This is a genomic window from Mesorhizobium silamurunense (assembly GCF_014843905.1).
In the GTDB taxonomy this organism is placed as follows: Bacteria; Pseudomonadota; Alphaproteobacteria; order Rhizobiales; family Rhizobiaceae; genus Mesorhizobium; species Mesorhizobium silamurunense.
This window is the reverse complement of the sequence record NZ_LPVS01000056.1, coordinates 1-12,625: the sequence shown is the minus strand read 5'-3', so window position 1 is coordinate 12,625 and position 12,625 is coordinate 1. Positions and strand designations below refer to the sequence as shown.

At 60.1% G+C, this 12,625-nt stretch carries 10 protein-coding genes and 4 pseudogenes; 11 read left to right on the top strand and 3 right to left on the bottom strand.

Annotation, left to right across the window (positions count from 1 at the left end; all coding sequences use genetic code 11):
- Positions 1–49: 49 nt before the first annotated feature.
- Both AU465_RS16390 and istA read right to left on the bottom strand, forming a co-directional pair.
- Positions 50–370 (bottom strand): annotated as a pseudogene (locus AU465_RS16390) (ATP-binding protein); the annotation flags it as partial.
- A pseudogene (istA, locus tag AU465_RS16385) lies at positions 303–1,867 on the bottom strand (IS21 family transposase). The pseudogenes istA and AU465_RS16390, both read right to left, overlap by 68 nt.
- 416 nt (positions 1,868–2,283) lie before the next feature.
- Between istA and AU465_RS16380 the strand changes: the two are divergent.
- From AU465_RS16380 to AU465_RS16340, 11 genes and pseudogenes are all read left to right on the top strand, one after another.
- Positions 2,284–2,877, top strand: a pseudogene (locus AU465_RS16380) (ATP-binding protein).
- 515 nt (positions 2,878–3,392) lie between these two features.
- A complete protein-coding gene (locus AU465_RS16375; RefSeq protein WP_192249582.1) occupies positions 3,393–4,991 on the top strand; it encodes an ABC transporter substrate-binding protein in 1,599 nt (532 codons plus the stop codon).
- Complete coding sequence (locus tag AU465_RS16370) at positions 4,992–5,933, top strand: ABC transporter permease (RefSeq protein WP_192249579.1); 942 nt, start codon at positions 4,992–4,994, stop codon at positions 5,931–5,933.
- A 1-nt stretch (position 5,934) separates the two neighbouring features.
- The gene (locus AU465_RS16365) at positions 5,935–6,816 is read left to right on the top strand and encodes an ABC transporter permease (protein WP_192249576.1); all 882 of its coding nucleotides are present in this window, start codon (positions 5,935–5,937) and stop codon (positions 6,814–6,816) included.
- Between the two features lies 1 nt (position 6,817).
- Entirely contained in the window at positions 6,818–7,825 is a 1,008-nt protein-coding gene (locus AU465_RS16360; RefSeq protein ID WP_192249573.1) for an ABC transporter ATP-binding protein, read from the top strand.
- Entirely contained in the window at positions 7,822–8,853 is a 1,032-nt protein-coding gene (locus tag AU465_RS16355) for an ABC transporter ATP-binding protein (protein WP_192249569.1), read from the top strand. The genes AU465_RS16360 and AU465_RS16355 overlap by 4 nt, the downstream gene beginning before the upstream one ends.
- A 74-nt stretch (positions 8,854–8,927) precedes the next feature.
- Entirely contained in the window at positions 8,928–10,373 is a 1,446-nt protein-coding gene (locus tag AU465_RS16350; RefSeq protein ID WP_192249565.1) for a CapA family protein, read from the top strand.
- 474 nt (positions 10,374–10,847) lie between these two features.
- Positions 10,848–11,030 carry a serine hydrolase gene (locus AU465_RS37475; RefSeq protein WP_312891270.1) on the top strand — a complete coding sequence of 61 codons (183 nt, stop codon included), beginning with the start codon at positions 10,848–10,850 and terminating at the stop codon, positions 11,028–11,030.
- A gap of 60 nt (positions 11,031–11,090) precedes the next feature.
- The gene (locus tag AU465_RS37470) at positions 11,091–11,324 is read left to right on the top strand and encodes a serine hydrolase (RefSeq protein WP_312891269.1); all 234 of its coding nucleotides are present in this window, start codon (positions 11,091–11,093) and stop codon (positions 11,322–11,324) included.
- Complete coding sequence (locus AU465_RS37465) at positions 11,234–11,575, top strand: serine hydrolase domain-containing protein (RefSeq protein ID WP_312891271.1); 342 nt, start codon at positions 11,234–11,236, stop codon at positions 11,573–11,575. Before AU465_RS37470 ends, AU465_RS37465 begins: the two co-directional genes overlap by 91 nt.
- A 230-nt stretch (positions 11,576–11,805) precedes the next feature.
- Positions 11,806–12,019, top strand: a pseudogene (locus AU465_RS16340) (IS21 family transposase); the annotation flags it as partial.
- A gap of 260 nt (positions 12,020–12,279) precedes the next feature.
- On the opposite strand, the gene AU465_RS16335 reads toward AU465_RS16340, so the two are convergent.
- A partial coding sequence (locus AU465_RS16335) for an integrase core domain-containing protein (RefSeq protein ID WP_192249561.1) occupies positions 12,280–12,625 on the bottom strand: 346 nt, incomplete at its 5' end.

Below are 12,625 nucleotides of genomic sequence, written 5' to 3'. Positions count from 1 at the left end.
AGCTTGGCTTTATAAGGCGATAGCGAGATGAGCATTATGAATCGAGATCGGTGCCGCCGATGAGCACGGCATTGCGCTGGTCGGCGACGAAGGTGCCGTTGGCGAGCTCTCGGACGAGGGCCTCGTTTACCGGCGTGCCGTCGAAGTCGAACTCATCGATGTCCTTGGCGATCGGCAGCTTGGCGACGGTGAGCTGGTATTTGATGGAGCGGGCCTGCTTCTCGGCGATCTCAGCCGACAGCAGATCGCCGACGATCCTCGGCGGCTCGTGCTGGCGCTTGATGCCTGTCGCCATGACCTCGTCATAGGCGCTGCGCATGCCATAGAGCTTCAGCGTTCCCATCAGTTCCAGAACCTGGGTGCGTTCCATCAGCTTGCCCTCCTGAGGCTGTCGTAGCGGGCGCAGTCGGCCTGCGGCTCATGCTGCAGGCGAAGAGCGTCCGGGGTGAGGATGGTGACGGCCGGCGCCGGATCACGCCGCCGCGCCAGGATGTTGATGATGACGGCGGATGAGCAGGCATTCTGATCGAGCGCTTCCTGGCAGGCAGCCTCCACGGCATCGATGCCGTCGGTCAACACCGTGGCCAGGATCGACACCATCTGCCGATCGCCGTCATGCGCCGCCTTCAATTTGCGTCGGATACGCTCCATCGCTGGTGGCAGAGCCCAGTCCCGGAATGGGGCGCCATTGCGCAGCGCACCGGGCTTGCGGGCAAGCACAGGGACGTAATGCCAGGGATCGTAGACCGTCTCGTTGCGCCCGAAGGAGCGGGCATGTTCGGCGACGACCACGCCGTCCTGGCGGATGACGATCCTATCCATAGGCGTGGATCTCGATCGGGCGGCCGACGGCCGTCGACAGGACCGAGTATTTGTTGGTGTCGAAGCGAACCGTGCAGGTCTTCGACACCGAGGCCGGCACCGTGTGGAATCCGTCGAAGGGGCCGCGATATTCGACCAGCTTGCCGCGCTCCTCCTCGAACACATTCCAGATCGTTCGTTCCGGCTGTTCGATGTGACGGTGCGCCTTGGCGTAGGCGACGCACTTGTCCTGCAGCCAGGCGTTCAGCTCCTCGTAGGTTTTGAAGCGCAGCCGCGGCGTGAAGAAACGCTCGCGCACCAGCCCGACCTGGTTCTCGACCTGACCCTTCTCCCAGCCGAAGGCCGGGGTGCAGGCGACGGGCTGCACCAGATAGTGGCTGCACATCTGCAGGAAGCGGCGATTGTATTGCCGGTCCTTGCCGACGAACACCGTCTCCACCGCCGTCTTCATGTTGTCGTAGATGCCGCGCGTGCAGGCGCCGCCGAAGAAGGCGAAGGCCCGGTCGTGGGCATCGAAAACCATCTCCTGCGTCTCGCGCGGATAAGCCCGCACGAACATCATGCGGCTGTGGCAGAGCCGGACGTGGGCGACCTTCACGGTCACCGTCACGCCGTTGATGAGGACGATCTCGTGGCTCCAGTCGAACTGGTAGGCCTCGCCCGGCGGGAAAAACAGCGGCACATAGGCATCGGCTGTTGCCGATCCTTGCCCCTTCGCCCAGTTCTTTGCGTAGCGGCGGACGGCGTCATAGCCTCCCTCGTAACCGAGGCTGCAAGGCTCTTCGTAAATCCGGATCAGTGTCAGTTGCTCGCGCGCCGCCTTGCCACGGTTGCCATTCAAAAACCCGTCAAGCTGATCCTGCCACGGACCGGTCTTCGGCTTGGGCTGCCGCTCGCGTTCGTAGGAGAACGACGTCTCGTCGGATCTGAGAATCTTGCGGACCGTGTTCCGAGACACATGCAGCTCGCGGCAAATCCGCTTGAGCGACCATCCTTGCACATGGAATGCGCGCCGAACTCGGGCAATCGTATCCACCGACTTCATCCCCACACCATCCGCTCGCAACGACGAGCTGATGGTCGCAAAATCAAAGCATCAGGGGGGTCAAAATTGGACGCCGATTCCCCGGCTTAGGGGGTCAATTTTGCACGCCGATTCACAGCTGGGCCGCATCCATCGGGCCAGATGGAGGCCTGGTTATCGCAATCCTCGCCAACCGTCCGCATCCCGAGCAGGGCTTTCGAACATGTCTGGGCATTCTACGCCTGTTTCGCGACATCGATCCCAATCGGGCCCGAAGTCGTGTCGGCCCGCGCTGTCGAGATTGGTGGCCTGAACTGCAAGAGTATTGCCTCGCTCATCGGCAACCACAAAGCCGCACGTCAGTCCATCGAACCAATCGCCATTGTCGACCATGCCAATCTGCGTGGCCCTGATTGCTTTCATTGAGAGAGCCACCAATGCTGATCACTCCGACCATCGATATGCTGCGAGAGCTTGGCCTTTACGGCATGGCAACCGCTTTTCAGGAACTGGACGCTCAGTCCGAAGCGCGCGGCCTCGAGCACGGCGAATGGCTTGCCATGCTGCTCGAACGGGAGGCGACCAGGCGCCGTCAGAAGCGTTTCGAGGCTCGCGCCAGGGCTGCCAAGCTTCGCCATGACGCGCAGATCGAGAATGCCGACTTCGGCGCCGCACGCGGTCTCGACCGCAATCTATTCATGGCGCTTGACGGCTGCGACTGGATCAGAAAGCACCACTCTTCTTGTCACCGGGCCAGCCGGCGTCGGCAAAAGCTTGCTTGCCTGCGCTCTTGGCCACAAGGCCTGCCGCGAAGACTTCTCCGTTGCCTATCACCGAGGTCCCCGGCTGTTCGCTGCCCTCTCGCTTACAAGTCAGGTGCCCGTAGATCGCTGGTGGGGAATTATTGCAAACCCACTCCTGCCGATGCCATCTCGGACCGCCTCGTTCACAACGCCTGCCGCATCTATCACACCGGTGAAAGCATGCGGAAACAGCGCCCACCAACCACACCTGAAAACATCGAAGCTTGACCTGAAACAAAACCCAACCCAACCTCAACGAGGCCCAGGATCAGACCGAAAAATGGCCGCCTTCGAAATCGGAATGACCGGCCGGCATCATCGGAATACGCACCCGCGCGCGCCGTCTGAGCACCCGCAGAAGAGATCGCGCCCCCAGACCGGAGTGGAGGAATGTCCTGAGGACAACCGTACGGACTATGTGAACTGGGCGATCATCGAGAGAAATCCAGGTCATCTTGCGCGATTATCTACGCGTCGGGGTGCGGGTCCTGCGCGACCCTCCGCCATGCGACGGCGGCAAATTACGCAATTTGCAGCAGATCGCGCGACGATATATTTCAAACTACGAGGCTTTTGTGGCGCCTGCATGTCAGCAGTCGATCCATTTTGGAGCGAACTGTCCTCTCAAGGGTGCTAGCGTATTTTGTTGCCGCCGCAGATTAGGCGCCTCGCCCCTGGTGTCGTCCGACGCAGAATAAGGCGTGGATTAACTGCGCCTGTGGCTCAATAGGGAGGAACTGAATATGACTATCTCTAGGCGCAACCTTATGAAGATGGGCGTGGCCGCTGGAGCGGCTTTATCGATACCGTCGGTTCTGCGAGCGCAGACATCGCCAGACGCCGCTCGGACGGTCCGTATGGTGATACAGGATCTTTCCGTGTTCGACCCGGTTGTTACGACGTCTGACCCGACCCACACCCATGCCTACGCGATATACGACACGCTCTTCGCGATCGATTCGAAGCTTGTGGCGCAGCCGCAGATGGTGGGAAAATGGGGCGTATCCGACGATAGGAAGACCTATACGTTCGAGCTCCGCGATGGTCTCGGTTGGCACGATGGCACTCCCGTAACCGCGGCTGACTGTGTGGCCTCGATCCGTCGCTGGGGTCAAATGGCTCCCGGCGGGCAGTTGCTCATGGCGCGGGCCAGGGATATCTCGAAAAAGGATGACCGGACCTTCACGATTGCGCTGAAGGAGCCGCTTGGGGTACTGCTCAACATCCTGGCTTTCCAAGGCCCGTTCATCATGCGCGAGATGGATGCGAAGCTTCCTCCGACGGAGCAGGTGAACGCGAATATCGGATCTGGACCGCTCAAATTCAATCACGCTCTTGCCAAGCCGGGGGCGAGCTTCACCTACGACCGCAATGAAAATTACGTGCCACGAAGCGAGCCGGCCGACGGATTGGCCGGCGGAAAGGTCATGAACGTTGATCGTGTCATTTGGGAGATTATCGGCGATCAGCAGACTCAATTGGCGGCATTGCAGACAGCTGAGGTCGATTTCCTCGCAGTCCCGCCCCCCGATCTTTATTCGGTGATCGAGAGCGATCCCAATCTTGAACTCCAGGTTCTGGACAAGCTGGGCCAAGACATGTTTGTGCGCATAAACTGTCTGCAGAAACCGTTCGACAGCGTCAAGGCGCGCCAAGCTCTCCTTCATCTGGTCGATCAAGAGGCATTTCTAGGCGTCATATCCCCCGACCCCAAATATGGCCACACCGTCACTTCGATGTTTGGAAACGAGACGCCGGTGTCCAATAACGAAAATACGGGATGGTTCAAAAGGGGGGGCGATTCGGAAAGGGCAAAGCAACTCTTCCAGGAGGCCGGTTATGCCGGCGAGAAGGTAGTTATTCTCCAGCCTACGAACTGGGGCGCGGGCGAAAATGCATCGCAGGTTCTGGCCGCCGCCTTGCGAAAAATTGGGGTTAATGCCGAACTTGCGCCGAGTGACTGGGGCGGAATTGTTGCGCGTCGCGCCAACAAGGGCCCGGTTGAGGAAGGAGGCTGGAGCCTCTTCATGACGACCGAACCTGAAGCGATCCTGGGTAATGTTATCACCGACTTCACCTTGCAAATGAGTGGTGAAAAGGCTTGGTACGGCTGGCCGCAGAACGACGAATATGAGGCTCTTCGGGTCAAATGGGCGGATGTCGAAACGCTGGAAGAGCGCAAAGCCTTGGCCCGCCAGATGCAGCGAATTTGGTGGGAGTATGTGCCCCAGGTTCTGCTAGGTCAAATTGTCGTTCCAATCGCTCGCCGCAAAAATCTGACCGGCCTTATCGGCGTGCCGGCGTGGTACCCGATGTGGAACATGCAAAAGGCACCGGCCTAGATGGCGGCTTACATCCTACACAGGTTGGTTTCGACCATCGCCGTCATGGCGATGGTCGGGATTTTAGTGTTCCTGCTTCTCAGGCTGTCGCCCGGCGACCCCGCAGCCATGATGGCAGGCAACATGGCCACGCCAGAGATGATCGCCGGCATCCGCGAACAGCTGGGGCTCAACGAGCCCCTTCCGGTTCAGTTCGCGCATTGGGCGCTGAATATCCTCGGCGGCGATTTCGGCGCGTCGATTCTGGCTGGGCGACCGGTTCTGGAGCTCATTTCACAGCGGGTAGAGCCGACCCTTTCCCTGTCGATCCTGACGATGATTCTTTCGGTGACGATCGGAGTCTTTTTTGGGATCCTTGCCGCGTGGCGATCTGGCGGCCTCGTAGATCGCATCCTCACTGCGTTCTCCGCGCTTGGCTATTCCGTCCCGGTGTTTGTCGTCGGCTATTTTTTCATATACGTTTTTGCTCTCAAGGCGCGCTGGCTGCCGGTCCAGGGCTACCAGCCGATCGACCACGGCATCGGGCCATGGTTCGTGCACCTGATTTTACCAAGCGTGGCTTTGAGCCTCCCCTACATTGCTTTCATCGCTCGGATCGCGCGGGCCAGCATGCTCGAAGTTCTGTCGGAAGATTATATGCGCACGGCCGCTGCCAAGGGTGCGTCGTCGTATTCGATGCTTGTCCATCACGCTCTGAAGAATGCAGGTGCCCCGATCCTCACCGTCATCGGCATAAGCTTCGCCTATCTGGTCGGTGGCGTCGTCATCACGGAAACGGTGTTCAACATACCCGGTGTCGGTCGTCTGGTAGTCGATGCGATCAACAACCGCGATTATCCCATCATTCAAGGCGTGCTCATCCTCGTTTCGGGCCTATACGTCCTTATCAACCTCGCGGTTGATCTCGCTTACACCGTGATCGATCCCCGGATCCGGTTCTGATATGACGATCTTGTCCGCACCAGTTGAATCAGTCCCGGCGGAACGCCTTCGGATATCCAACCTTCCCCGTCTGGCAAGGCGACATCCGCTCGTTCTTGTAGGCGGCGGGCTGTTGATGCTTCTGATTGTTTTGGCGCTCACTGCCCCGCTTTACGCCGGCGACCCATTGAACTTAGATCCGTTCAAGCGTCTTCAGCCGATTTCCGCCGAACAGTGGTTCGGAAGTGATAATCTGGGCAGGGATGTGTTTGCACGGACGGTATTCGGCGCCCAAATCTCTCTTATAGTGGGATTGACGTCGGCGGTGTGCGCGGCTTCGGCAGGTCTCCTGATTGGGATCATCGCCGGGTACAACCGCGGTTTTGACAATGTCATCATGCGGGTAATGGACGGTCTGATGTCGATCCCGTCGGTTCTGCTGGCCATTGCTCTTGTTTCTCTGACGGGGCCTGGGATTGGCATCCTCATCGTCGCCATCTCCATTGTCGAGACGCCGAGCGTCGCGCGGGTGGTCCGCTCGGTGGTTCTGAGTGTTCGAGAGCGACCCTATGTGGAGGCCGCGGTTTGCGGTGGCGCACGTCAGTACAAGGTGCTGTGGCGGCATATTCTCCCAAGCACCATCCCGCCGCTCATGGTACAAACCGCTACAGTTTGCGCCAGCGCGATCCTCATAGAAGCCGGGCTGAGTTTCCTCGGCGTCGGGGTGCCGCCCGAAATTCCCAGTTGGGGTAACATGATCTCGAGCTCTCGACTGTATCTCGCAATCGCCCCGTTGACTGTCTTTGCCCCCGGCATTTGCCTTGCCGTTACGATCTTTGCCGTCAACCTGCTCGGAGATGGCCTGCGTGACCTGTTCGACCCCCGCTCCAACCGGAGACGCTGACATGTTAATGCCAAGTCCCGCCGGGGATGACGTGCTTCTCGATGTTAGAGACCTTGAGACGCACTTTTACGGTGAAGAAAGCGTCACACGCGCCTTGGGCGGTATCAGCTTTCAGGTAAAACGAGGCGAAACGCTCGGCGTGGTCGGGGAGTCCGGGTGCGGCAAGAGCGTGACCGCCCTCTCCATTCTTCGTCTGCTGCCGAGGCTAAGCGCCAAGTCCGTCGGCGGCGAGATCCGCTTCCACGGACGCGATCTCCTGAAACTCTCTGAACGGGAGATGCGAAAGATCCGCGGCGGTCAGATTGCCATGATTTTCCAGGAGCCGATGACGAGCCTCAACCCGGTCTATACCGTCGGCCGCCAGATCGCCGAGGCGGTGCAGATCCACACAAAAGCGTCTCGATTGGTGGCCATGGCAAAGGCCGAAGAGATGCTCCGGCTCGTCCGCATCGCGGATCCGGAGCGTCGGGTCAACAACTATCCCCACGAAATGTCGGGCGGCATGCGCCAGCGCGCCATGATCGCAATGGCTCTGGCCTGCTCGCCGGAACTGTTGATTGCCGACGAGCCAACGACGGCCCTCGACGTCACTATACAGGCGCAGATCCTGCGGCTCATTGTCGATCTGAAAGAGCGCACGGGAACGGCCGTGATGTTCATCACGCATGATCTGGGCGTTGTAGCCGAGACATGCCAGCGCGTGATCGTGATGTATGCTGGCCGTATCGTAGAACAAGCGAACGTTATAGATCTGTTTGCGCGTCCAGCGCATCCTTACACTCAGGGCCTGATGCGATCGGTGCCTGACCGGCGACGCGGCCGGCAGCGCCGCCTTCCGGAGATTCCCGGCATTGTCCCAAGCCTGCGCGAGCCCATTGTGGGCTGCAGCTTTGCTCCTCGCTGCCCGTTCGCTATCGACATTTGCCGCGAGAGGAGGCCCCCCCTCCTTGATGTCGAGTCGAGCCACGCCGCAGCTTGCTGGCGCGCCGAAGAGGTAGTGGGCGTATGAACGGTCCATTGCTGAAAGTCGAGAATCTGACCAAGCACTATCCGCTTGGCTCGGGAATCTTCAAGAAAAGCATTCCGGTGATCCGGGCGGTGGAGGATGTATCCTTTTCCGTCGAGGCGGGAGAGACACTATGCATCGTGGGCGAATCCGGCTGCGGCAAGTCGACTGTCGCGCGGCTCTTGATGCGGCTCGTGGAACCGACTGGCGGACGCGTGCTGATCGACGGGACCGATATTGCGGGCCTCAGGAAGGACGCGCTTCACGCGTGGCGCCGTCGGATGCAGATGGTCTTTCAGGATCCGTATTCGTCGCTAAATCCGCGCCTCACCGCTCGACAGATTATCACCGAACCCGTCGAAAATTTCGAGCGCCTCAGCCGCAAGCAGCGCCAAGCGCTTGCTGCGGACCTTCTTCAGAAGGTCGGAATGTCGCCTGAGATGATGCACAGGCTCCCGTCCGAGCTGTCGGGCGGCCAGCGGCAGCGACTCGGCATCGCGCGGGCGCTGGCCCTCCGGCCCTCGCTCATCATCGCCGACGAAGCGGTGTCAGCCCTTGACGTATCCGTGCAGGCACAGATCTTGAATCTGCTTCTGGATCTCCAGCAGCAAATGGGCATCGCCTTCATCTTCATCTCGCATGACCTTGGCGTCGTGGAGCATATCGGCCATCGCGTCGCCGTTATGTATCTGGGGCGGATCGTGGAACTGGCCACATGCGAGGCGCTGTTCGCCAAGCCGGTCCATCCATACACGGAGGCGCTTATTGCGGCCGCGCCTGTGCCGGACCCGACTCGAGCGCGGCTGGAGGTGCCCGTGGAGGGCGAGGTGCCGAGCCCGATCGATCCGCCCAGAGGGTGTGCGTTTCACCCACGCTGTCCGCTCGCGATCGGGCGTTGCCGCATCGAAATGCCGCCCTTGGTGCCAATGGCAGACGGACGGGTTGTGGCCTGCCACGTGCGCGCTCCGGCCACTGACATTCTGGTCCAGCCGGCTGTAGCGGACGATCATTCGCCTGCTCATGTAGCTTAGCCTCATCGGTCCGAATGTATCGAAAAACAGGTGCAGAGGATTGAAACTGATGCTCTTGAAACATTGGAGATAACATGGGTTCTCACGAAGATGGCCACCCTGCGATCCTGCGGGAAGGGGGCTTTGATACGGTAGGTTCAGTCGAAACGAACGTTGCAGACGGTTTCACGATGGCGGCAGTCGGTGACCTTCTTTACGCGCGGCCCGTAACCAAAGGCTATTACCCAGGTTTTGCCGATGTTCTCAGGACCTTCCACGGGGCTGACGTCACGTTTGGCAACTTGGAAACCAACATCTTGGATGTTCGGTCAAGGGGATGCCCGCAGGCTGAGTTCGGCGGTGCGTACTGCATCAGCGCCCCGGATCTGGGCTATGACTTGAAGGTGATGGGCTTCAATATGCTTAGTCGTGCGAACAACCATACGCTCGACTGGGGCGTCGAAGGTATGCGCGAGACGAGCCGGGCCCTTGACGAGAACGGGATCATCCATGCAGGTGCCGGCGAGAATCTCGCACAAGCCGGCGCTGCTCGCTTTTGGGAAACCCCTCGCGGCCGTGTGGCGTTAGTGTCATTTGCTACGACATTCGAACCTATGTCTCGTGCCTGCAACCCCGCTGGGGAGGCGCCGGGTAGACCGGGACTCAACGCGCTTCGTTTGAAGAAGAGTGTCGTGGTCCCAGCGGAGATGCTGGAGAGCTTGAGGCGGGTACGCAATGTGTTGCCTGGCAGTAGGCCCGGCGTACATGATCCGAGCCGAGTCGTGGTGGCTGGGGTGGCATTTAAAACCGGTGACGAGGCCGGTTACAGCTTCGAACCAAATACGCACGATGTCGCCAACATTCTACGAAACGTTCGTCAGGGAAAGCAGTTCTCCGATTTCTGCATCGCCACGAACCACGGGCACGAGCCTGGGGAATGGAGCCAGGAACCACCAGATTACGAACAAAGCTTTGCCCGTAAGCTCATTGATGCTGGAGCCGATGCGTACGTCGTACACGGGCCCCATGTGTTGCGAGGAATAGAGATCTACAAAGGGCGACCTATCTTCTACAGTTTGGGGAATTTCTTCTGTCAGGACCTTCGGACGCCGGTGGGCGCCGACATGTTCGAGGCATACGGCAAGGACCCGCGGGTCGATACGGATGCCGAAGTGACAGTGGACGAGGTGGCAAAGGGATATCCAACGCCAGAAGGATTAGTGGGCCCGCAATCCGATGCGGTCTATTATGAGAGCGTTGTCGCCGTCAGCCGCTTTGAGCAGAACCTGCTTGCTGAATTGCGGCTTTATCCAATCGAGCTTCGTCGCTCGAATCGGTTTGCAAATCGGGGTGTGCCGCGTCCAGCCCCTGCGCCGCAAGCAAAGGCCATTCTGGAGCGGCTACAGAAGCTCTCGGAGCCATTCGGCACCCAAATCGACATCGATAGCGGCTTTGGATTGATCCGACTGGGACCCAGCTCTGCGCATGCGGTATGTCGCGATACCCACACTGACGACGGGAAGGGAGCCGCCGCACATTAAGGACAGAATACCACTAGGTCTCCGCATCCCGAACTGGCCGCCCAACCACAAGCTCTGGCCGACGATCAATACGCCGAACCAAAACGGCCGCGCCTCCGATCCGAATGAACTCGGGTGGATGCGCGGTTCGCCGCCGCTGTCAGACAAGCGCATCACCTTCGAGGAGCGACGCTTTCCTCGATTTCCCGCCGCTCCGCTGGTCTCTGTCGCACATGCGCGAGCTTGTGCCGACTGTCAACGTGTGGCGCGGACTGGGCGAGCCTACGCTGCTCGATAGCAGCGACAAGACCGCCGATATTGGCGCGCTCAACTTCGCCGACGCTTACGGGCGCGTGCGCCGGTTCGATGAGGCCCTCTACGACACCTACACGGATGGGATTGTGGGTCTGCATCGTGGGCGCATCGTTTACGAGCGCTATTTTGGCGCGCTTCAGCCGCACTTGCCCCATGCGCTGCACTCGGTTACGAAGTCATATGCGAACGCTCGCCGCGGCGCTTGTGCACGAAGGCGTGCTCGAGGACTCCAAGGCGCTTGTGCACTATGTGCCGGAGCTGCGCGGCAGCGCGTTTGAGGACGCGACGTTGCGCCAGGTGATGGACATGCAAACGGGCCTCTATTACAGCGAGGTCTACGAAGACAAACGCTCCAGTTTCTAAGCGCATGCGCGCGGTTGTGGCTGGCGACCTCGGCCGGTTGGCTATTGTGGGCCGCAAAGTTTGTGCGACTACCTCTGCACTATTTGCAAGGCTGTCCCGCATGGCGAGTCCGTTGAGTATATGACTGCAAACACCGATGCGCTCGCCTGGGCGATGGGACGCGTGACAGGGCGATCGTTCGAGCAGCTGTTGCATGAACGACTGTGGCCCCCACTCGGCTGCGAAGAGGCATGGCGATGGCCGGCGCCGGCCTGTCGGCGACCGCTTGCGACCTGGCGCGCTTCGGCGAGCTAATGCGACGCGAGGGCGAGTGGAGCGGTAGGCAACTCATTCCCGCCTCCGTGCTACACGACGTGCAAAGGGGCGGTGATCCCACCAAATTCAACTATACGACCCTGCCCGGCTATCGCAGCCAATGGTGGGTGACGCAGGACGAGTTGGGCACATTCCTGGGCCGCGGCATGCACGGCCAGGTGCTCTATGTGGCGCCGAAGGCGGGTGGTGGCGCGCTTAGCGTCGCACCCGGTAGCGGGGAGCTCCGGTAACAGCCCGGTCACTGGGCCGATGATGCTACAACTGGGACGGGCCTTGTCCGCATAGCCGGGCAAGCGAGCCCGCTCGGATCTGCTTGCACCGTCGAGCGCATGATCTACATCGGCCATGGGCCCCCCCACGCTGGACGGTTGCAACCGGAGGTGGCGTCTGCTTCTCCGCTTCGGCGCCGACGAGCATAAGCATCGTTTCTGCCTCGAATAGCGATCGCTACTGACCGCCGGCCTTGAAGCGCGCGACAGTTCGGTTTGAGACGGCGCCGGGATGTCAGATGCAGATCGACTTTGGCGACACGCGGGTGTGGATCGGCGGCGAGCGTGTTCGGACGCACCTGTTTGTGGCAACGCTGGGTTACTCGCGTCGGCTGCATATCCTTCCCTCGCTTCGGGAGCGCCAGGAGGACTGGTTCGAGGGAATGGAAGGAGCTATAGCGCGACAATCTGGGAGAGAGGTCGTATCGCCTCACCATGGAATGCTCCCGAACCATTCATCCACTGCCTCACCAGGATATTCCCCACGGCTGCGGCCGTTCAGCTGGCCATGTATTGACGGTCGCGACCGACGGCGGCGCACCAAAACACCATCGTGCGTGCGCATTTCGCAAAAGCCGGACGGGGATTCCGCTAAGTCGCGGACAGTCGTGGAGTGAACCCCCAGACTGAGACAAGGAAAATCACGGACAGTTTCCCGTGTTCAGCTATGCCGCCTTTTCCATCCGTCGTCCACCTGGATGCATCTGTTCGTATTCCTCTGGCGTGAGATAGTCGAGCGCCGAATGCAGGCGCTGCGTGTTGTAGACGGTATCGATAAAAGCGCCGATGCGCCTGCGGGCATCCTCTGCATCCCTATAGGCGAGACCTTGCACCTCTTCCTGCTTCAGGGTCTTCATGAAGCTCTCCGCTTTCGCGTTGTCATAAGGATTTCCGACACGGCTCATGCTCGCCTGGATACCGCGACGATGCAGAAGTTCGGAGTACGCTCCGCACGCGTATTGGGCGGATTCAAGCGGTCGTCGCAACACCTGAACGAAGGAGGTTGCGATG